Annotated in this window: 10 protein-coding genes; 7 read left to right on the top strand and 3 right to left on the bottom strand. The window is 64.3% G+C overall.

Annotated features, from left to right (window positions below; genetic code table 11):
- The first annotated feature begins 177 nt into the window (after positions 1-177).
- Both IFT75_RS18920 and IFT75_RS18915 read left to right on the top strand, forming a co-directional pair.
- A complete protein-coding gene (locus IFT75_RS18920; RefSeq protein ID WP_122476878.1) occupies positions 178-1836 on the top strand; it encodes a nitrite/sulfite reductase in 1659 nt (552 codons plus the stop codon).
- A complete protein-coding gene (locus IFT75_RS18915; protein ID WP_122476876.1) occupies positions 1820-2314 on the top strand; it encodes a DUF934 domain-containing protein in 495 nt (164 codons plus the stop codon). The genes IFT75_RS18920 and IFT75_RS18915 overlap by 17 nt, the downstream gene beginning before the upstream one ends.
- Before the next feature lie 78 nt (positions 2315-2392).
- Here the strand turns inward: IFT75_RS18915 and IFT75_RS18910 are convergent, their stop codons facing one another.
- From IFT75_RS18910 to sohB, 3 genes are all read right to left on the bottom strand, one after another.
- A complete protein-coding gene (locus IFT75_RS18910) occupies positions 2393-7399 on the bottom strand; it encodes a dermonecrotic toxin domain-containing protein (RefSeq protein ID WP_192056231.1) in 5007 nt (1668 codons plus the stop codon).
- Between the two features lie 91 nt (positions 7400-7490).
- Positions 7491-11873, bottom strand: a complete 4383-nt coding sequence (locus IFT75_RS18905) for an NEL-type E3 ubiquitin ligase domain-containing protein (RefSeq protein WP_192056229.1) — start codon at positions 11871-11873, stop codon at positions 7491-7493.
- Positions 11874-11969: 96 nt separating this feature from the next.
- A complete protein-coding gene (gene sohB, locus IFT75_RS18900; protein ID WP_122476871.1) occupies positions 11970-12995 on the bottom strand; it encodes a protease SohB in 1026 nt (341 codons plus the stop codon).
- A 249-nt stretch (positions 12996-13244) separates the two neighbouring features.
- Here sohB and IFT75_RS18895 point away from each other — a divergent pair, with 249 nt between their 5' ends.
- The 5 genes from IFT75_RS18895 to efeB all read left to right on the top strand — a co-directional run bounded on the left by IFT75_RS18895 (position 13245) and on the right by efeB (position 22504).
- Entirely contained in the window at positions 13245-13562 is a 318-nt protein-coding gene (locus tag IFT75_RS18895; protein ID WP_185793470.1) for an SCP2 sterol-binding domain-containing protein, read from the top strand.
- A gap of 194 nt (positions 13563-13756) precedes the next feature.
- Positions 13757-18850, top strand: a complete 5094-nt coding sequence (locus tag IFT75_RS18890) for a dermonecrotic toxin domain-containing protein (RefSeq protein WP_192056227.1) — start codon at positions 13757-13759, stop codon at positions 18848-18850.
- 105 nt (positions 18851-18955) lie between these two features.
- Positions 18956-19798 carry an iron uptake transporter permease EfeU gene (gene efeU, locus IFT75_RS18885; protein WP_122476866.1) on the top strand — a complete coding sequence of 281 codons (843 nt, stop codon included), beginning with the start codon at positions 18956-18958 and terminating at the stop codon, positions 19796-19798.
- A gap of 7 nt (positions 19799-19805) precedes the next feature.
- Positions 19806-20999 carry an iron uptake system protein EfeO gene (efeO, locus tag IFT75_RS18880; protein ID WP_192056225.1) on the top strand — a complete coding sequence of 398 codons (1194 nt, stop codon included), beginning with the start codon at positions 19806-19808 and terminating at the stop codon, positions 20997-20999.
- A 191-nt stretch (positions 21000-21190) separates the two neighbouring features.
- Positions 21191-22504, top strand: coding sequence for an iron uptake transporter deferrochelatase/peroxidase subunit (efeB, locus tag IFT75_RS18875; RefSeq protein ID WP_192056223.1), 1314 nt, complete (start codon positions 21191-21193; stop codon positions 22502-22504).

Genomic DNA, 22504 nt, shown 5'->3' with positions numbered 1-22504 from the left:
CTCCTACAGGGGTGACAGGTACCTCGGGGCATATGCATTCTGGTTCTGTGCATATACTCAAACATCACTTTTACGTCTATTTACAAACTGTTATCTTCCGTCGGCTCTGTCGAGAGCCCGCGACCGTGCGCGTGCTTTTCTGATGATGCGACAAGACAGCCTGAGAACAGGATCACCATGTACGTTTATGACGAGTACGATCAACGGATCATCGAGGACCGCGTCAAGCAGTTCCGAGATCAGACCCGCCGCTACCTGGCTGGCGAACTGAGCGAAGAAGAGTTTCGCCCGCTGCGCCTGCAGAACGGCCTCTACATCCAGCGTTTTGCCCCGATGCTGCGCGTCGCCGTGCCCTATGGCCAGCTGACATCGCGGCAGACGCGCATGATGGCCAAGATCGCTCGCGACTTCGACAAGGGCTACGCGCACATCAGCACGCGACAGAACGTGCAGTTCAACTGGCCGGCCGTGGAAGACATTCCCGACATCCTGGCCGAACTGGCCACCGTGCAGATGCATGCGATCCAGACCAGCGGCAACTGCCTGCGCAACGTCACCACCGACCAGTTCGCCGGCGTGGCCGCCGATGAAGTGATCGACCCGCGCCCGTGGTGCGAGATCGTCCGCCAGTGGACCACGTTCCACCCGGAATTCGCCTACCTGCCGCGCAAGTTCAAGATTGCCGTGAATGGTGCAAGCACCGACCGCGCCGCCATCGAAGTGCATGACATTGGCCTGGAGCCGGTGCACAACGACGCTGGCGAGCTGGGCTTCCGCGTACTGGTCGGTGGTGGCCTGGGCCGCACGCCGGTAGTGGGCGCGTTCATCAACGAGTTCCTGCCCTGGCAGGACCTGCTCAGCTACCTCGATGCCATCCTGCGCGTATACAACCGCTATGGCCGTCGCGACAACAAGTACAAGGCCCGGATCAAGATTCTGGTCAAGGCCCTGACGCCGGAAGTGTTCGCCCAGAAAGTCGATGCCGAGATGCAGCATCTGCGCGGCGGCAGTACCACACTGACCGAGGCCGAACTGCACCGCGTGGCCAAGCACTTCGTCGACCCGGAGTACAAGGCCCTGCCCGACTTCGCCGCCGACCTTGCGCAACTGGATGCCGAGCATCCGGGTTTCGCCCGCTGGCGCTCGCGCAATACCCTGGCCCACAAGAAGCCGGGCTATGTGGCCGTGACCCTGTCGCTCAAGCCCACCGGGGTGGCCCCCGGCGACCTGACCGACAAGCAGCTGGACGCCGTCGCCGATCTGGCCGACAAGTACAGCTTCGGCCAGCTGCGCACCTCTCACGAGCAGAACATCATTCTGGCCGACGTCGAACAGGCGCAGCTGTTCAGCCTGTGGAACGAGCTGCGCGAAGGCGGTTTCGCGACGCCGAACATCGGTTTGCTGACCGACATCATCTGCTGCCCGGGCGGTGATTTCTGCTCCCTGGCCAACGCCAAGTCGATTCCGATCGCCGAATCCATCCAGCGCCGTTTCGACGATCTGGACTACCTGTTCGACATCGGCGAACTGGACCTCAATATTTCCGGTTGCATGAACGCTTGCGGTCACCACCACGTCGGCCACATCGGCATCCTTGGCGTGGACAAGAAAGGTGAGGAGTTCTACCAGGTGTCCCTGGGTGGCAGCGCCAGCCGCGACGCCAGCCTGGGCAAGATCCTCGGCCCGTCATTCGCCCAGGACGCCATGCCCGATGTCATCTCCAAGCTGATCGACGTGTACGTGGAAAAACGCACCGAAGACGAGCGTTTCATCGATACCTACCAGCGGATCGGCATCGACCCCTTCAAGGAGCGCGTCTATGCAGCGAATCATTAAGAACAACGAAGTCGTCGACGAAACCTGGCACCTGCTGCCCAAGGACACCTCGTTCGACGGCATCAGCAACTGTGACGACCTGATCGTGCCCCTCTCGCTGTGGCGCGAGCACGGTCCGGCGCTCAAGGCTCGGGACGGTGGGCTGGGCGTCTGGCTGGACAGCGACGAAGAAGCCGAGGAAATCGGTGAACAGGCCAACGAGTTCCAGGTCATCGCTCTGAACTTCCCGGCCTTCACCGACGGCCGCAACTACTCCAATGCGCGCCTGCTGCGCGATCGCTATGGCTTCAAGGGCGAACTGCGCGCCATTGGCGACGTGCTCCGCGACCAATTGTTCTACCTGCACCGCTGCGGGTTCGATGCCTTCGCCTTGCGCGCCGACAAAGACCCGTACGAAGCCCTGGAAAGCCTCAAGGATTTCTCCGTGAGCTACCAGGCGGCCACCGACGAACCGCTGCCGCTGTTCCGTCGCCGCTGAACCCTGGTTGCAGGCCGTAGCCGCCGCGCCACTACTGGCGCGGCGGTCACAAACTTGCACGCCGCCGCTCGATCCTTCCTAAGAACCGACCAACGCTGCCTGGGTCAGCGCTCGATGGAGCGCGTCCAGCGCCTTTCGACGGGCCTGATCGATGGCCCCGTAGAGATCCAGCGTGGCTTGTTCGGTCAGCACCACTTTCGCCGCCTCCCCCTGCTCGCCCTGCCATACCACGCTGGGCGCCAAGGTTTTCAGCTGTTCAAGCAACGGCGGCAGCCCGGATACCTCTGTGGTGAATGCGGCGTTGGCATCCAGGGCTTCTTCGAAATGGTTGATCACCTCGGCCCAGAAGTCCGACAGCGCTGACACACGCTCCGGGTACACCTTGCGCAGGTACAGCTGCCAGAAAGGCTGATCCACCAGCCAGTCGGTCAATCCGCTGTCGGTAGCGCGCTCCAGCACGGCGCGTACCACATGCTCGACAGTGGCCGAAGCGATCTGCTCGGTGTAGAGCATCTCGGGTTGCGCGCGCAGCCCCAGGCGTGACTGCGCCAACCCGCGCAAGCGCAAGCGAATCTCCACCTCGTCCGGCACGGCGGCCTGCAGTTCCGCCTCGGTGATCTCGTCGAACGGCAATAGCGCCGGCGCAGGATCGCCAGCCAGCAACGCCTCGCGCCGTTTCAGGCGCGCCTGGGTGATGCCCACGGCGTATTCGTCCACCAACGCCGCCTTGTACAACTGGCGACTCAAGGCCAGCAACGGCTTGAACATCGCCGCCCCACCATCGATGGCGCTGGATGCCGCCTGCCAGGCCAGGACCCGGGTTTCGAAGTCGTCTATCACCACGCTGATGCCATCGCCGCAGGTGTTCTCGGTCAAGGTCGCCTGATCGAACAACTGCTGACGCAGGTCCACCACACCCAGCCCATCACCGGCGCCCCCCTGCACCGGCGGCACCAGGGCCTCCATGATCGCCCACATGCGCTGCTTGTAGGCCAGGGAGTGTCTGGCGTACCCCGCCGAGCGCGAGACCTGATCCATTACCCGATAGAAAGCCGCCGCCCCCTCACTGCTGCGATCCGCCGCGATGCGCTGGGCAAGGCTCACCTCGCAACCTTCCAGCCAGCGCTGGTCGAACACCGGGCGGCCTGCTGCGCCAACACCGCCCATCCAGCGTCGACGCGGGAACACACCGGCCCGACTCAGGCGCTGATAGCTGGGTTCCGACAAGGGGTTGTTGTCCAGATTGAGCACCGGACGGCCGTGGTTGACCAGGTTCAGGTTGATCTGCGCCATGGCGCTGTTTTCCAACACCGGCACGCGGACGATCTCGTTGCCGCTGAGGTTGGCAATTCTGATCACCTGAGGCACACGATTGAAAACCTGCGTCAGCCCGGGCGGCCAGGTGCCGATGCCAGTCCCGCTCAACCCCAGATAGCGCAACGACAGCAGTCTGTCGAGCGTGGGCGGCAGCAGCAGCGGGTTGCCGTTCAGATCCAGGGTCTGCAGTCCAGACAAGCCTGCCAGCGCCGTGCGTCGTGCCTCGCTCAAGCGAATATGGTTGCGCTGCAGACGCAAGGTTTCCAGTTCCCGCAATTGCCCCAGGGCGGTACAGGCGGCATTGTCGAGGGTCAGCGCATTGCTCGACAGATCCAGCTCGCGCAGGTGCGGAATTTGCCCCAGCGCCTGCAGTGCTTCAGCCGGTAGAGGGTTATCGACGATGCTGCCCTCGGCCAGGCGGATCGCGAAGCTGCGGCGCAGGCTGAGGTAGCGCAGCGCGGTCTGGGTGGGGTGGCTGATCAATGCATCGAACATCTGTGGCGCGGGAGCCAGCAGGTTTTCGTCGAAGTCCAGGGTCATCAGCCTGGCCATCGAGCGCACCTGCACCGGAATGGCTGTCAGCCGGTTGTTCGACAGGTTCAGGCTGAACAGATTGGGAAACACCGACAGGAAGAACGAGGGATCGCTTTGCAACCCCATGGCGCTCATGCGCAAGTGCCGCACATGGCTGAGGTCGGCCACCAGCAATGGCAGATCACCCAGGCGCTGCCCGCCAAGGTCCAGAATCGTGGTTTCCCTGCGCCAGGCGCTGATGATATCGCGAGCAGCGTTGTCCCTGTTCACGTCCACCGGCGCGCGCCGGCGCCAATCCTTGAGTTCCCGGCGCAATACCTGAAATTCCTGCTCCAGGCGCTGCAAGGCCATCTCGAACGACTCATCGGGCCGTACCATCGATTCACGCAGCACCTGCAGACTGGCTTGCGACAAACCCGGATACAGGTGCCGCAACCGGCGGTTCTGCCTCCAGCCTGGTTGGCCACGCCCGCTGAGCGCGTAGCCGATGCCCTGCGAATGGCGTTCCGGTGATTTGAACCAAGGCTGTACCTGACGTTGCCCGAGCAGTCGCGACACGCGGCTGCGGTCGGCGCGAACCAGGCCACTCAAGCGCTGGCGCAGTGCCTCCCCTGCGCTGGGATTGAGGTCCAGGGCGCTGCGTTCGGCGTCGGGCAAGGCGCGGCAGATGGCGCTGTACAGATCCATCCACCCGCCCAGTTCCTGGTCGCGCTGGTCATAGGCGCGGTAGCGGCCCTCACTGGCCACGATGTACTTGAGCTCGGTATCGACCCCGACGCCCGCTGCCGCGGTGACGTCGCCGGCCTGGCCGCCGTCGCGCAACTCCAGGCGCACCCGGCCCGTCCATCCCGGCAGGCTGGGCAACAGGCCGATCACCACCTTGTCGCGGTCCGCAGAGCCACCGGTGTCGAGGATCAGCGCGCTGCAGGCCTGGCTCGAACGCCACTGCGCCAACCGCGCGCGCGCCTGCTCGGCCACACGCAGCGGCAGCCGCCCAGCTTCGCGGATACGCGTACGCTCGGCAGCGCTGACCGACGCGCCGATCTCATTGGCGATTCGCACCGGCAGGCCCGGAAAATCGCGACGCAGTATTCCAGCCTCGCGGCTGGCAGCAGGCTGCTGGCGCTCGATCAGCGAGGCCAACAGCTGCTTGCCCTGCTCATCGAGCATACCCTGGCCGCTGGGCCCCATGCGCGTGGCCAGGTCCTGATGGGCCCGGTAGCGAATGACACCCTCGTGCAGGGCCGCCGGCAGTGGCTGCTGGTCGACGTGCAGGCGACGCAACCGGTCCAGGGGTACGCCATGGATCTCGGCCAGGGTCAGCAGGTCGTCGTCGCCGATGCGCTCGGTCATGGGACCGAAGCGGCGCATCAACCCGGCGCCGCGCCATTGCAACGGCTGCTCCAGAGAGTGCTGCCAGGCGCCTGCGCCATTGTGCTGGACGCTGGGGCGATAGGCCGTCGAGCCTGTGGGATGAATCACATGGCCCCGAGCCTGATCGGCAGTGAGTTGCACCTCGAAAAAGTGATCGTCGAGCCGGATGAAGGTCTTGCCCAGGTGGCGGTAGACGCCTTGGTCGTCGGCCGCGATAGCGACGGGCAAATCGACTGCCCGGTAGCCCTGCAGATCCGGGTGCAGCAGGCGTTGGCGACCGTCGGCCAGCCGCACCTGTTGCATCTCGTCGACCACACCGTCCGCGCGATAGGTCGTGCCGAAATCGGCGGCCACGCCGTGGGCAACGACGGCCAATGCCAGGTTGCCGACGATGTCCTTGAGGTGTCCGAACGCTTCGTCGGTGCGGCCATCCTCCCAGGCCTCGATGCCGTGGTAGACCTCACCGACCAGCTGTTGCGCGATCACCGGCACCATCACCTCACCCAGCGCCGGAATGCACAGTGCAGCCAGGTTCAACAGCGACACCCCCTCCTCCAGCCAACCGCTCCAGCGCGCCTGACGCTGATCGGCGTCGATCCGATCGGTAGGCACCGCCAGGCATCTGGCTTCGGCCTTGAGCCAGGCCACATGGCGCTCATGCAGATGGGCAAACAGCTCGCCGCGCACCGACACCTCGACGATATCCAGCTTGGGTCGCGCATTGACCACGGCGATCTTGCGCGCGTTGTCACCGTCCTCGGTGCGCCAGAGCCGACGTTGCAGGCGCGCCTGGAACTCGGCGCGTTCGGTCTGCGCCACCCGCGCAAGCAACCGGCGAACGGAGTCGGGCTTGAGTAGCTCCACAGCCAGCGCCTGGATGAACTCGGCCGTCGATGCGTATTGCTTCAGGGGTGCCCGAGCATCGCCCGGCATCCATACCAGACAAGGCATGGGCGCAGTCGCCTGGCCCACTCCGCGCGCCGGCCCGATCACCAGCACATCGTGCAGCGCCGACCCGAGCAGGCTCAGCCGAGAAAACTGTACCGTACCGGTACCCCAGCGCTCGACGCGGCCGGCGACCACACTTTCGACCACCTTGAAGCCCTGCTCGTCGATGTCCCCCTTCATCCGCGCGACATGGGCCAGCACCCGCAGCTGGGCTCTGCGTGTGGCGTTGACTGTGGCAGCGACCTGGGCACGGGTGGCGGTGGCTTCGAACACCTCGCTCAAGTGCGCCTGGTACAGACGCCCCAGGTCCAACTGGCGGACCAGGGTGGCGAACTGTCCGGGGTCGATCGGCAGTGGGTTGTCGATGCGGTATTCAAAGCGGCTGGTGAACGGACCGAGCGGGAACGGACCGCTCTTTTTCACGCTGCCCGAGGGTGCCAGCGTGGTGCGCGGATGAAAATCCGGGTCTGCCACGAAGTTGCCCAGCGCTGCCATGATCAGTGGTTCGGCTTGAGGCACATGGTCGTTATCCAGACCCAGCAGGTGCTCGCGCGTCTGGATACGGATGAAGTCCGTGGCGTGGACATTCAAGGTTGCGCCGAAGCGCATGCGCATGGCCTCGGCGAGGATCGGTTCGGCGAACGCGACCACGCTGCGAAACCCGGCCAGGGCCAGGCTCAGCTTCGAGCGGCAACGCTGGCGCTCGGCCTGGGCTGATATCAAAGCGTCACGATGCTCGCTCGAAGCGCGGGCGAACCAAGGCAGTGGGCCGGTCGAGCTGAATTGCTCGGACACCAGCGCTTGCTGCAACTGGTTCATCTGCGTCGTGCCGATGGCGGCGGCCCATGCGGGGGTGCGCTCACGAATGAACGCATCATGGCGACCTGGAAGGGGAATCTCGGTGCTGGACATGCTTGGCTTTCCTGGTTTCGAAGAACGCCCAGCAAAACAGAGCCCACAAGGGCGGCTGCGGTAGCCATGCACCACAGCCGCCGGGGCTTGCCTATTGCGCCATGGCCTCCTGCGTCAGCGCACGCAGGACTGTCATTTCCGCGGCCTGGCGCTCCACCTGCAAGCTGACCAGCTCCTGGTCAAAACCGTCGTCATAGTCACGCGCCTGCAACTGTGCCAGGCGCACCTGCCATGGTGCCTGGGCGGCGTCCAGGCGAACCCGGTGCTCGCGTCGCAGGTAATCGAGCCAGTAGTCCTGGCTCATGTGCCACTCCAACAGGGCTGCATCGCTCTCCTCTTGGAGCACCTGGCCGGCCACCGCATCGAGCTGGGCAGATGTCACCGGTTCGATGGCCCCGAACAGCATGCCATGGGGCTGGTTCAACAGACCCAGCCGCGTGGCCAGGCCAATCCGATAGGCCAGCAGTACCTCGACCTCTTCCATTTCGTCCGCGTCGATATCGCGGGCCGCCGCGCGCGCCCGCACATCGGCGCGGGCCAGGCTGTCGACGCGATCCAGGCGGTACAGGCTGCGCGACAACCCAAGCAGCTGAGCACTGCGTTGCGGCCCATCGAGCGTGGGGTCGGCGGCGCGGACGTACATCTGTTGTTGTTCCAGGTCGGCAAACAGTGCCATCACCTGATCACCGCAGGTGTCCGGGCGCTGGGCGATGGCGAACAATTGCTCGCGCAGCGAGCTCGACGCAGCTGCCGCGTCGATCACTTTCCAGGCCCGCTCGGCCAGGTTGGCGGGGACCAGACGGTAGTCTGCGGTATCGCTGAGCCTGCCCAGCAGCTGCATGAAGCGCCGGCTGCCCGGCATCGCACGCAGCCTGGCCAGTCGCGCCGCAGCCTCGCCGTCGGCCGCTTGCGCCAGTATCTGCAGGTAGTCGAAGACCACGCCCACGGCCTGCAGGCGGCTGACCGCAACGGCGCTCAAATGGGCGAAAGAAAGCCCCAGCGGGCGTGGCACTTGTGGCTCGCCTCGGAAGAACGCCAGCGTGTGCAGCTCGGGCACCTCGACGATGGGGTTGTCGTCCAGCTCGACCCAGCGCAGGCGCAGCGGTTGCCGGTCCATCAGGCCGGTCAAGCCGACAGGCCACTGCTGCAGCTGACAATCGCGCAGGCGCAGCCCGCCTATGGCCTGAAGCAGGCTCAGGTCCAGGTGCGGGCCCACCGGATTCCCCGACAGGTCCAGGTAGTCCAGCGTTTGCAGGCTGCCCAGCGCCTGCATGGCCTGGGGCGTCAGGGTCATGCCGTTGCGGCCCACCCACAGGCTTTCCAGGTTGGGCAGCCTGGCAAGAATGGGCAGGTGCTCGGCCATCGCCTGGCCATCGGTGTTGTCCAGGGCCAGGTAGCGCAACGAGGACAGGCTGGCCAGGCGCTGCACGGCGGTCGGGGGAATCTGCATGGGGTTGTCGCGCAGCACCAGTGCGTGCAGGCCAGGCAGTGTGGCCACCTCATCGAACATCGTTGGCGAGGCCTGCAGGCGGTTGTCGTCGAGCGCGATCATCTGCAGTTCGCTAAGCGCCGTGACACCGGGCGGGATCCGCGTCAGGTAATTGCTTTGCAACTCCAGGTGTTCCAGTTGGGTGAACATTTCCAGAAACCCGGGCGTCAGCTCGGTCAGGCCGCACTGTTCCAGCGACAGGTAGCGAACCCGGGAAAAGTCGCCTTCCAGCACCGGCAGCGCACCAATGCGCAACTCCGAGAGATCGAGCACTTGCGACATTTCACCGGCACCGTCCTCGGCCAGGGGTGCCTCGCCGCGCCAGGAAGCCATGATGCGCTGCCGCGCCAGCTCGCGATCTGCGCTGGCGACCGCAACGGGTTGCCCATCGGCACCTGGCGTGGTGGTGCTTTCCTGGGCCCAGTGGGCCAGGGAGGCATCCAGCCGCCGCCCTTCGTCGAAGCGTGCCTGCTGGCGAGCGGCGCTGAGGGGACGCACAGGTTGCGCCAGTTCGTCCTGGCTGCCACCACGACCGCTGAGACGATAACCCCAGCGGTGCCCCGCGATGCGCTCGGGCGCCGTGAAGGCCTTGGGCCGGCGCTGGCCAATGAGCCGGGCGGCCCGCGGGCGATCCCCGGCTGCCAGGGCCAAGAGTTTCTGCGGCGAAACAGTGCGCTGTTGTTGCTCGCTCATGGCCGCCGTCAGGCCCTGGCGCAGCCTGGCGGTGCGTGAATCGCCGGCGCCAGTGAGGCCGAGGATGGCTCGATTGAGCTGCGCCTCCCACAGGCTCCAGCGTGCCTGGGTGGCCAAGCGCAGCGGAACGCGGGCAGCGGCAATCAGCTGTGCCCGTTCGCGGTCGTTGGCGCCGGCCGCGATCTCTTCGGCGACCACCTGCGGCAGGCGGGGAAAATCGCGAAGCAAGGCTGCCGCCGGATGCCCGGCAGGCATCACGGGTGCTGCTTCGCGCAAACGCGCCAGAGCGGCCGTACGCTCACTCGCGGGAAGCGCCAGCACCGCCCGTTCGGCGCGCAGGTCATCGGCGCACGCCTTGACCAGCGCCGGGAGCTTGCCGCCGCGACGATGCAGATCGCGCAACTGACGCCCGCTGATTCCGCTGACCTGGCGCACCCGTTGCAGCGCGGCATCATCCAGCCCGTCCAGCGCAGGGCCGAATCGACGCAGCGCCTGCACGGCAGTCCATTGCCCTGGATCTTCGTGGGCCACGCGCCAGGCGCCTTCACCGTTGTGGGTCAAGGCCAGGCGATACTCGACGTCGGCCGCAGGATGTTCGATGTACCACCTTGCGCTACTGGCCTCGAAGCTTTGTCGGTAGAACAGTCCATCGTGCTTGATGTAGTGGCTGCCCCCGTGCGCGTACTGCCACTGCGCATCGGGCACCAGCGTCTGCGGAAGCTGCTCGCTGGCCGCGAACGCTTCCAGGGTGGTCGGCCACAGGCGGGTGCGCCCGGCTCGGTCGACGACCGGCAGCATGCCGGCCACGAACGGCGACCGCGCCAGGGCCACGCCGCCTGCGACCGTGGCGCCCACCACAGCGAGATTGACCGCGACGGCGAAAAAGTGAGCTGCCGCTTCTTCGGTCTGTCCGTGGGTCCAGTCGTCCATGCCGACGAATAGCTCGCCAAGCAGTTGAACGGTGCCGACGGCGGCCATCAATGCACCGAGGGCCGGCACCGACAAGGCGGCAACATTGAGCAGCGTCACGCCCTGCTGCAGGTAGTGCATCCAGCGCGCCTGCCGCTCGGCGGCGTCGATCTCGGCAGTCGGTACAACGAAGTAGCGCGCATCCGCCGCGCGTTTGGCCAGCATGGCCTCGTGCAGCAGCGGCACCAAAGCCTGGGCACTGGTGGTGCGGCGCAGACCGATATCGGCATCCGGATCATCCAGTGGACCCTGTGCAATGCCCCACTCGACACGTTGCGGACGCAACGTGTTGTTCAGCCTGAGAAAGAACTCGCGGCGGTCGGGCTCGGCCACGAACCCCGCAAACCAGCCCTGGAAGGCACCGTCACGCAACTTCGCACGCAGGTCGGCACTGAACGCGTCGAAGCTGGGGTACTGCTTGAAGGCACCATCGCCAGCACCAGGCATATAGACGATGCACGGTGCACTGGATTGCGTGCTGGTCTGGATGGACACCACACCGTGCAACGTCGTGCCGCTGTGCACCCAAGTGACCAAACCGCGCAGATCGCACAATATCACTGGCTGACCCTGCCACTTCACCTCACCCGGCGTATCTGCCAGCAGCTGCTGCACCACGCTGCAGGCTTGCGCATCGAGCTGGCCGCGCAGCAACGCCTGCTGCGCCTGCACGGCCAGTTCGCTGCGTATATTGGCGCGAAATGCACCCGTGACCCATTGGCTTCTGAGCGCCGTGGGCTTGAACACCTCATCGAAGCGTTGCTGGTAGGCACGACCCAGATCCAGGTCGCGGCACAGCCGGGCGAACTGGTGAGGTTGTACCGCGATCGTGTCCTTGGCCTGATAGTGCCAACCGTAGCTCCAGCGCAGGCCGTGCTCTTCGAGCCGCAATTGCAGGGCATCGGGTTGCAGCAGCAGCGTGCCGCCAGTGAAGTGGCCAGGGCTGGCTTCGTCTTCACTGAAATTGGCCATGGCCGCTTCCAGCAACGTACGCCGCCGCACACTGAGCGGTCGGCCGAGAATCGCCGAGCCACGGTCGAATTCGACCCATTCGGCGCGAGTGACATCGACAGCGCCCGCTGCACCGAAGGCAGCGTCGAAGGCCGATTGCAGACGGGAGCCGACGAACTCGGCCGGACCGACGAAATCTTTCGCCAGATACTGCGCAGTCGCCTGGCTCGCGCGGTTCTGGCGCAAGGCTTTTTCGTAGGCGTGAATGGCCGCTGGCTCGGCCTTTCGCAACCAGTCCGGGACATGCTTGGCGATGACAGGGTAATGGGCGGGGGTGTCGCTGACATGCAGCGCGGGTGCTGGGGTAACCAAGAGCAGGCTCCAATCCGGGTAATCCACGGCGACATGCCGCAGATGGCCCAGTGGAGCAAGGCGCCCGAAGCGCCCGGTGTTACATAACGCTGGACGTTACCAGAAACGCTGCTGGCTGAGCTTCTCCCAGGCCTTGCCGGCCAGGTGCTCGACCGAGCCGCTGGCTGCCAGCCCTACGCGCTCCTGCAGGCTCTTGGCCTTGGCGTAGTGAAGATGGAACACCTCGGCTTGCCTGGCGCGTTCGGCCAGGTATTCGTCGCTGGTCTTGAGCTCGTCGACCAGCTGCTTGTCGAGCGCCGCCACGCCGAGCCAGACCTCGCCGGTCGCCACATCGTCGATCGACAACTGCGGGCGATAGTGGGCAACGAAACTCTTGAACAGCTTGTGGGTGACGTCGAGGTCTTCCTGGAATTTCTCCCGGCCCTTCTCGGTGTTCTCGCCGAACACGGTCAAGGTGCGCTTGTACTCGCCGGCGGTGAGCACCTCGAAATCGATGTCGTGCTTCTTCAACAGCTTGTTGACGTTGGGCAACTGAGCGACCACGCCGATGGACCCGAGGATGGCGAACGGCGCGCTGATGATCTTCTCGCCGATGCAGGCCATCATGTAGCCGCCGCTGGCGGCAACCTTGTCGATGCACACGGTCAGCGGCACACCGGCCTGGCGGATGCGCGCCAGTTGCGAGGACGCCAGGCCGTAGCTGTGGACCATGCCGCCGCCGCTTTCCAGGCGCAGCACGACCTCGTCGTTGGGGGTGGCCAGGGTCAGCAGTGCAGTGATTTCATGACGCAGGTTTTCGGTGGCGGAAGCCTTGATGTCGCCATCGAAGTCCAGGACGAAGACCCGGTGCTTGCTGTCGGGCTTTTTCTTCTTGGCTTTCTTCTCGTTCTTCGCCTGTTCCTTGCGCAAGGCCTTGAGCTTGTCCTTGTCGAACAGACCGGCCTCGAGCCGCTCGCGCAAGCCCTTGTAGAAGTCATTGAGCTTGCTGACCTGCAACTGGCCGGCCGGTTTGCGCCGGCCCTTGGCGCGCAGCGACGCGATGGCGGCCAACACCACCAGGATGGCAACGACCAGGGTGACGGTGCGGATCAGAAACCCGGCGTAATCGGCGAAAAACTCCACGGTGACTCCTTACATGCATGACGCCCGCCAAGCCAGGAGGACGATGGAATGAGCCCAGCATACCGGGGGGCAAAGCCTTGGGCCAGCCGGGAAACGCTTGGCATCAAACGAGCCATTCAAACGCACGTATGATTATCCGTTGACAGGCGCCGATACCCCCCCTAACCTCGCAGGACTTTCACTGCCCTATCGAGCCAGGCCGCCCAGGCCCTCGCGATCATTGCACACCTCCAACAAAAGGACCGCACCATGACCTCCGTAGCCGACGCCGTACACGCCATGAAAGCCAAGTTCAATCCAGAGGCCGCCAAAGGCCTGGACCTGGTATTCGGATTCAACATCACCGACGAAGACAAGCAGTACGCCCTGCTGGTGAAAGACGGTACCTGCGAGCTGCAGGAAGGCGAAAACCCGGACGCCAACGTGACCCTGGTCATGGACAGCGAAACCCTCAAGGGTATCGTCAGCGGCGAAACCGACGGCATGCAGGCGTTCATGGGCGGCAAGCTGCGCGCCGAAGGCGACATGATGCTGGCCATGAAGCTGAGCGAACTGTTCCCGGTCTGATTGTTCCCGGTCCAGACCTGCGCTTCACCGCACCACCCCACCTGCCCCGACCACGCCTCGGGGCAGGTGCGTCTCAAGCCTCATCCGTATGTCTCCCCTCGCCACATATGTACAGCCATGGTACGCCTGCATCGCCCTAGCCTTGACCGCTCTCAGGCCGGCACCTGCCGCCTGTTCCTTCGATGGAGCGCATCATGGTCAATACCCTCCCCTGGTTTCACTCGCGTCAACTTGCCCAGTGCATGTCCCGCCACCTCACCCAGGCATTTGAAAGCGAACAACTGAGCATCATCGAGTACGACTGGCTGCGGGGCCTGCCAGATAGCCCCACCATTGCGCCGGACATGCAGGTCTGCCTGCTGGGCAATGCCGATCCCGGCGTGTTCTGCGGACTGCGCATCACGCGCACCGATCCGGACCTTGCGGCGGCCTACTATTACTCGCCACTCACAGGCATCCTGCCGTTCACCAGCAGCGCCGCCCTGCGCGATGCCCTGTTGGCACGGTTGCAGGCCGAAGCCGGTGCTCGGCTGACCAGCACGCGCGAGCCGAAATGGGTGTCAGTGACCCAATCACCGTTCAAGCGCTGGATGAAAGCGATCATTCTGGCGCAAGCGCGGCGCCTGAAAGCCATCGACCGTACCTGGCATCAGTTGCCGCTGCTTGGCGATATCCTCGACCGAGACCTCACCGCAGCGCTGCGCACTGCGATGCCTGCCAGTGACCCGATCATCCCGCGCAGCCACAAAGTGCATCGTGTCGACCGCCAGACTCAGGCAGTGGTCAACGTGCAGCGCTTGCTCGATACCGCTCTGGACCTGCTCGCCGACTCACCGCAACCCGACTGCGAACATCGTTTCCTCGGCGTCTATGGACAGACGTTGAGTGACGCCGATGCGCTTTGCTACCGCAGTACGCTGATGGCCACCAACTCACGATTGGCGAAAAACTACAGCGCTGCGCTGGCCGACTTCTGGCGCGCCAACCCCGACAACGAGCGCGGCAGCCTGCGCGATGGCCTGGGCCGGAGCCTGCAGACTGCCTACCTGAGTGCAGTGCTCGAGGCGCAAAGCCATCTGCATGCGAGCAACGCGCAACTGGAGCTGCTGAAATCGGTGGCGACATCGCCAGCGCCCGCCGGCCTGCGCCTGGAAACCCTTCGATTCAACGCCGACCAGGCGCTGAACGACGAGCCCGTGGCCTGGCCAGGCACGCTGATCATCAGCGACGCCGACCAGGCCAGCCTCGGCTACTACATTTTCAGCACGGACCAGGGTCTGTCGCATTGTGCCGACCTGCAGGCGCTGGGTGACTACCTGCAAGGGCTGGTCGCCGGGGCGAGCGACAGCCTGCGGCTGATCAAAGGCGATCGAGCATTGTTCAACGCGATGATTCGGCCTGTACCCCAACGCCTGGCACTGACCGGGCAAGCGTTCCAGACCCTGGCCGACGGCTTGATCGACTTGCAACGGCGCCGGGTGCAGGAGGTGTTCGGCAACACGTCAGCCCTGCGCCCTTCTCCGCTGCTGGCGGTCGCCGAAGCGTTGGATCTGCGCAAGCTGGTACACCCTCGGCTGCACTGGCTCAGTGGCGAGCGGCCGATCACCGCCCTGGCCCTGCAGGCAGTCGAGCCTTCCACGAATCAGGCCAAGAGCAACTGGCTGCTGCAGATCGAAACCCTGCGCAACTGGCAGCGATCGACCATGCACTGCGTCTCCCCGGTCAAAGACGGTGTGCGCCTGTTGTTCGCACCCGGCCTGCTGGCGATGCAGTCACCGCTACCGGCCGACGAGCTGCGCCTCCACATCGACGGAGCACCGGAGTTGGCGGCTATCGGCCTGGTCGACTACTTTCTGGAGCGGACCAGCGGCGCCATCATCGCGCCACTGACCTCGGCCGATCGAGTGCTGAACCTGGCAGGCATCGAGCTCAACTGGCCAGACGTCGAACATATAGAACAACTCGTGCTGGCCTGCAGTCCGGCACTGACGAAAACCTACCGCGGCCTGGTGCGCCGGCAGATGTCCGCACCGCAACCACCTTGCCTGGGTGCCTATGACTTGCCAGGTCAACGGCGGGCATTGCGTGAACTCGGCCTGCGTACCAGCCTGGCCGTCGCCCGGCGTGAGGGCAGCATCGACGAGACACTGCTGCAACTGCTCGCCACTTCACTCGACTATCCCACGGCCCGTTTGCGCAATGCTGCCGACACCGACGTGCATGCCATCTATTTGCGGGTGCCTTCAGAAACGAACACCATCCCGCTGGCCGACATGTTCGTGCTGCACTGCCATTCAAAGCCTGCAAGCCCGGTATTGATGTGGTCCGGCGACCACGGGCTGTTCGCCTTCGACTCGCTGCAGCAACTGAAGAAAACCGTGGCGGCTTCGGCCCGTCATCCGCACGCCCGTACCCGCTGGCTCAACGGCCTGGATCCGGCCTTGATCGCGACAGTCCTGGAACACTTCCAGGCCGCTCCCGTCTCCGGCATTCACGTGGAAACCCGTGCGCTGACCGGCGATTTCATTACCGAGCTCGATGCTCTGGAAAGCCATCGTCAGCTGACCGGTCTGGGCGTCAACATGGCGCTGGCCGTCCAATGCGGGTTTTCCGCCACGCTGTTCCAGCGCAATGCAGACTACAGCCGCGCCGACAACATGCTCACCGTTGGCCTGGACCGTCTGGCCGTCGATGCGGCGAACGTGCAGCTTGCCGAGCTGCTACCCCCCTGGATCCAGCGCGCTAGCGCCAGCCAACTCGCCCGCTACGCCGACATTCTCGGACGCTGCCTGGCAACCGCCAACAGGAAAAGCAATTATCTGGCGCAAATCCCCTTCATCGACGATTTCTCGCGAGACCGTCTGCGCGCCTCCATGGCCAAGGTCTGGCCAGGAGGCCCCAGTGATCCTGATCGGGTCGTGATCAAGCTGACCGACACCAGCGGCGGCGGGGTCAGCATTGGCGGCATGCTCGGTACCGGTACGCTCGTCAGCCGGACCAAAACCCTGACCGAATGGGCGATCAGCCAATTCTCCGGGTCGGTGTCGAGCGAGATGCACATCAGCCTCGACCCGCCCTCGTTGATCATGGATGTACCGACCACGCACCAGGTGCGCGAGGTGGTCAAGGATGCGGATGTGGGTGGCGAGTACCGCAAGCTGCTGGCCGCCAAGCTGTCCAGGCAGTCCGGAGACTACCCCTTGCGCCGTTTGCTGTTCGTCAAGGCATTGCCGGCGCAGATGGTGCGCAACGCGCTCGAACGAGAGATGCAGGGCAAGATCAGTGCGGCGGCCACCGACATGATCGCTCAGGTGGTAGAGATGCCAGACGGTGTGGCTCGCGAGCCCTTGAACGGTCAGCGGATCACCCTCGGACCGCTGGGCTTGATCCCGGACGTGGGCATGAGAGCCGATATTGCCTGTGGCATGTATCTGATTGCGCCGGTGCAACCCGACCGTGGGCCGGTCGTGCTCTACACCTGCTATGGCGAGTCGGAGACCATTCGCGAGTACGCATCGCGCGCACAGCTGCTGGAGCAGATCAAGACCAACACCGCGCTTCAGGCACAGATCCTGAGCCGACTGCCTGACGACGTTCATTCACGCTATGAGCACTCGGGATTCACCGAGCCCCATATCCCCTGGACCACCGAAGTCAACGACGGTCAGAGACTGGGCAAACCGCCAGCCATCGTCCTGCTCGATCAACCAGAACAGGGCAACGCTCTGTACTATCTGTTCGAAGACAATCTCCAGCTCATCCAACTGCTGGCACGCCAGCAGACCATGTCCTCGGGAGAAGCGAGCTGGAATGCTTTCTGTCACATCGTGAAACTGGGCATCGAGCAAGGTGCGATGATTCTACCCAGCGTCGTCGGGTCCCTGGTGGCGCTTTATCAGTCGCAACAGCTGCTCAACGATTCGGTCAAGGCGATGGGACGCAGGCGCTGGGGTGAGGCCCTGGCCGACTTCATTGCCGCCCTGGCTTCGGTGGTCGGCGCGCGCCGTGGCGCCGAGCATTTCAAGCGCGAGATCCAGGCCGCCGAAAATGCCGAACACGCACCCAGGGCGCTGGTGGCAGGCCGGCGCTTTGGCGGCCTGAGTGCGGCACTGGCCGCATTGGAAGCCAACGATGTGGCATTGAACAGGCTCAACTACGACGCCCTGCTCAACATGTATGAAACCGCCGACCTCGCGCACCGCTATGCCGTGGTCGATGGCCGGGTGATGGAGGTCAAGCGCGCCGAGCAAGGTTGGTACATCGTCAGCAAAGGACGTGAAGGGCCAACCATCACCCTGGATGGCCAGCAGAAGTGGCACGCCGATCTCGAGATCGCACGGATGGGGGCCGGGTATTCGTTGATGGACAACTACGACACCTGGATCACCGACATCAACATTCCCGACGTATTCATCACCTTGGCCGAAGGTACCGATCAGATCCGCCAGCGCTACCCTCGTCATCACCAGATGATCGTGCGCGCCCATGCCCATGCGGTCGATTGCCTGCGCAATGCGCTGCAAAATCTCAACCAGAAATCCCCCCACGTACCGCTGCCGGCACAGACCCTGGAGATTCTGACCGACGTGTTCGAAGTGGACGTCACGCCGGCCATGCTGCAACGTCTGCGCAGCAGCTGTGTGCAGTTGCTCGACGCACTGACCAGCGATGCACTGGACCCACACTCCTCGCCCCGCTATTGGGACGGGCTCAATGAGGAGGGCCACGAGGGCAACCACGCCTTTGTCTGGGAGGGCGATCCGCAGCAACGCATATTCCTGACGGAAAAATTCTTCGATCTGCCGATCGAGACCATGATGTATTCCAGTCATGAACGCACCCAGGCGCAGTTGTATGCGCACCATCAGGCCGCATCGCTGCTGCATGAGCTCAGCCATCAGGTGCTCAAGACCGTGGACCTGGCCTACCTCGACACCTTTCTGCCGCTGCACCAGCATTATGATGACCTGGGCGGCATGTATGGGCAGGCGCAGGTGTATGCGCGCAGCCTGCTCAAGATCCGCCAGGAAGGGTTGTCCTTGAGTACGCCGGTTGCAAAACTGTTCACTCGCCCGGGTTCCAGTGGTCGGCGCGATTTTCGTCCCAGCGACGGGCGTCAGCGCAAAACGGTCCTGCAACTGACAGGCAAGACCCACCTGGCCGATGCCCGCGTGGCCTTCCGGACCGACCCCGAGGTGCGTTCGAAGCTGATTCTGGCCAATGCCGATTCAGTCACGCTGCTGGTTTTCCGCCTGGGGCAGGAGGTGTTCACGCCGCCTTCTTCCTGAAGATTTGTTCAGCTTCCATTCGGCGCAAACATCAAGCACGCTGTTTAATAATGAGTATCATTATGTTACAAGTTAGCATCCTAATTACTCGTTGAACGGTGCGAAGTGCTGGTTCCATTCTTGATCATGCTGCGCGAAGGGATTGAAGCCGCGCTCATCGTTGGCATCATCGCCAGCTACCTGAAACAGACTGGTCGTGGTCAATGGATGCCAGCGGTCTGGATCGGCGTCTTCCTCGCAGCGGCCCTGGCCCTGCTGGTGGGCGGCGGCCTTGAGTTGATGAGCGCGGAATTCCCGCAGAAGCAACAGGAATTGTTCGAAGCGCTCATCGGCCTGGTGGCCGTGGTCATCCTTACCTCCATGGTGTTCTGGATGCGCAAGGTCGCCCGCTCGGTGAAGCACTCGCTGCAGGCAGCCCTGGACCAAGCCCTGACTGGCTCTCGCCACCAGGTCGCGGCGCTGATCGCCATGGTGTTCTTCGCAGTCGCCCGCGAAGGCCTGGAAACCGTATTTTTCCTGCTCGCCGTGTTCCAGCAGAGCGAAGGTCCCGGTGCGCCCATCGGCGCCCTGCTCGGCCTGCTGCTGGCAGTGGCCATCGGCTTTGCCATCTATTCGGGCAGCATGCGCCTGAACCTGTCGCTGTTCTTTCGCTGGACCGGCTTGTTCATTCTGGTGGTCGCGGCGGGCATTCTCGCCAACTCGGTCATGGCCCTGCATGAAGCAGGGGTCTGGAACAGCTTGCAGAGCGTGGTCTTCGACATCAGCGCCACACTGCCCATGGACGGTCCGATCGGATCGGTACTGGCCGGCATGTTCGGCTATCAGGACGCACCAACGATCAGCACCCTGGGTGCATACCTGATCTATCTGGTGGTGGCCCTGGTGGCGTTCTTCATGCCCCATGCCGCGCCGGCGCAGGTCAACTCCTCCCCCGCCACTCATCAGTAAGGCTTCCATGTCCAACCCAGTCAATGGCGCCCCGCCGCGCCTGATGCGTGTGGCGCTCGCCGCGTCGGTGGTCGTGATGATCGCCGCCGGCGGCCTGTTCTACTATGCGTCGCAAGTCGCTTCGAGCAAACGTCAGGCCAGCGCCCAGAACGAGATCGTGGTGAACATCCATCCGCACAACTGCGAGCCGGCCGCGCTCACCGTGGCCGCGGGGCGCAACAGCTTTCGCATCGTCAACCGCTCCGAGCGGGCGGTGGAATGGGAAATCCTCGATGGCGTGCTGGTGGTCGAAGAGCGCGAGAACATCGCACCCGGCCTGAGCCAGGTGATCAACGCCAACCTGCAGCCGGGGGATTATCAGATCACCTGCGGCCTGCTCAGCAATCCGCGCGGCACCTTGAAGGTCACGCCCACGGCCGAGTCCGATGCTGCAGCCAAGGCGCGGCCGTCGATGGTGGCCTTCGTCGGCCCTCTATCGGAATACCGGGTGTACCTGGCAACCCAGGGCAGCGCCCTGATTCGCGCCGTAGACGCCTTGAACCAGGCCATTGTCGCCGGTGATCTGGCGCAGGCACGCAGCTTGTACGCCCCGGCACGAGCCGCCTATCAACGTATCGCGCCCGCCGCGCAACGCCTGGCCGAACTGGACAATGCCATCAATGCCCGCGCCGACTACTACGAGAAGCGCGAACAGGATACGGCTTTCGGTGGCTTCCACCGCCTGGAGTACGGCCTGTTCCAGCAGAACAGCGTGGAGGGTCTGGTGCCGGTGGCGCAGAAGCTGGCCAGCGATGTCACTGAATTGAGGCGCCAGCTGCTGGCGCAGCCATTGCCTCCCGAACAACTGGTAAGCATCGTTGCGCGCAACCTGCACGGGCTGGCGGACATTCGTAGCCAGGGTGAAGAAGAGCGCTACAGCCACACCGACCTGAATGGCTTCGCGGCCAATCTGGAGGGTGCGCGCAAGGTGGTCGAGCTGCTGCGTCCACTGTTGACGAAGTCCGCGTCCGAGCTGCTGCCGCGGATCGACGAGGCGGCGGATGAGTTGGCCATGCAGTTGGCGAGCCTGCGCAGCGGCGACGGCTATCAGAGCTACGAGACGGTCAGCACCGAGCAACGCCAGCAGATCGCTGCCCAGGCCAAGGCCCTGGCCGATGCCCTCGACGGCATCGACCCTGCGCTGGGCCTCTCCACCCTGTAGGCCCGTCGGCGGCACCTGCGGTGTAACTGGCTGACCGCGCTGAGCCCAGACGCGGCTTGCGCCGCTGCTACAGGGATTACGACAAGCCGCATTGGCAGTGCGCTCTCTGTAGCAGCGGCGCGAGCCGCGTCGGCGGTACCTGCGGTGCGAAAGACGTTGAAGTGAATGAAACAGCGACGAGATAAACGATCATGAGCAACACCGACAATCCGAATCCGACCATCGACGCCCAGCGCCGTCGCGTACTGCTGGGCCTGGGCGCCGCCGGTGCGGCACTGGCCGGTGCCGGCCTGAGCTGCCCGGCGATGGCCGCACCCGCCGCCAAGGTCACCGAAGCGCCAAAAAGCGAAAAGACCCAGGACCGCCATGACTACCAGGGCCTGCACCAGACCGGGATCGTCACACCGCGGCCAGCCGCAGGCATGCTGGTGGCATTCGATGTACTGGCCAGTGATCGCGAAGACCTGGAGCGCCTGTTCCGCACCCTGGACGAGCGCATCCGCTTCCTGATGGCTGGCGGCCCCGTGGCGCAGGTCGACCCCAAGCTGCCGCCGGTGGATTCGGGCATCCTTGGCCCGGTGGTGGTGCCAGACAACCTGACCATCACCGTGTCGGTGGGCGAGTCACTGTTCGACGAGCGCTTCGGCCTCGCCGCTGCCAAGCCCAAACGCCTGTCGCGGATGGTCGGTTTCCCCAACGATGCGTTGGAGGCGGATCAATGCCACGGTGACCTGACCCTGCAGTTCTGTGCCAATACCCCGGACAGCAACATCCACGCCCTGCGCGACATCGTCAAGAACCTGCCCGACCTGCTTTTCGTGCGCTGGAAACAGGAAGGTACGGTGCCGCCGCAGGCGCCTGCCAAACCTGGCGAGCCTGAACAGAGCGCGCGCAACTTCCTCGGCTTTCGTGACGGCTCGGCCAACCCGGACTCCGACGACACCCGGCTGATGGATGCGCTGGTATGGGTACAGCCTGGCAGCGACGAGCCAGCCTGGGCCGAGCATGGCAGTTATCAGGCGGTGCGCATCATCCGCAACTTCGTCGAACGCTGGGACCGCACGCCGCTGCAAGAGCAGGAGAATATCTTCGGCCGGGTGAAAACCACCGGTGCGCCCATGGACGGCCGGTTCGAAAGCGATGTGCCGGACTACGGCAAAGATCCCGAAGGCAAGCTGACCAAGCTGGACGCGCACATTCGCCTGGCCAATCCGCGCACCCCCGAGTCGCAGCAGAACCTCATCCTGCGTCGACCCTTCAACTATTCAAACGGGGTGAACAAGAACGGCCAGCTGGACATGGGCTTGCTGTTCATCTGCTACCAGGCGGATCTGGAAAAAGGCTTCATCACCGTGCAGACCCGCCTCAACGGCGAACCGCTGGAGGAATACCTAAAGCCCGTGGGCGGCGGTTATTTCTTCACCCTGCCAGGGGTGACCAGCGCCCAGGATTTCATCGGCCGCAGACTGCTCGCTGCGAGCAAGAACCTCACCACCACTGCATGA

This window comes from Pseudomonas sp. CFBP 8758, assembly GCF_014841725.1.
Taxonomy (GTDB): Bacteria; Pseudomonadota; Gammaproteobacteria; order Pseudomonadales; family Pseudomonadaceae; genus Aquipseudomonas; species Aquipseudomonas baltica.
This window is presented reverse-complemented; position numbering and strand designations above follow the sequence as displayed.

What these genes read in the sequence shown, in the direction of transcription:
- IFT75_RS18920 (WP_122476878.1), top strand. Translation starts at nt 178, where the DNA reads ATGTACGTTTATGACGAGTACGATCAACGGATCATCGAGGACCGCGTC.
- IFT75_RS18915 (WP_122476876.1), top strand. Translation starts at nt 1,820, where the DNA reads ATGCAGCGAATCATTAAGAACAACGAAGTCGTCGACGAAACCTGGCAC.
- IFT75_RS18910 (WP_192056231.1), bottom strand. Translation starts at nt 7,399, where the DNA reads ATGTCCAGCACCGAGATTCCCCTTCCAGGTCGCCATGATGCGTTCATT.
- IFT75_RS18895 (WP_185793470.1), top strand. Translation starts at nt 13,245, where the DNA reads ATGACCTCCGTAGCCGACGCCGTACACGCCATGAAAGCCAAGTTCAAT.
- IFT75_RS18890 (WP_192056227.1), top strand. Translation starts at nt 13,757, where the DNA reads ATGGTCAATACCCTCCCCTGGTTTCACTCGCGTCAACTTGCCCAGTGC.
- efeO (WP_192056225.1), top strand. Translation starts at nt 19,806, where the DNA reads ATGTCCAACCCAGTCAATGGCGCCCCGCCGCGCCTGATGCGTGTGGCG.
- efeB (WP_192056223.1), top strand. Translation starts at nt 21,191, where the DNA reads ATGAGCAACACCGACAATCCGAATCCGACCATCGACGCCCAGCGCCGT.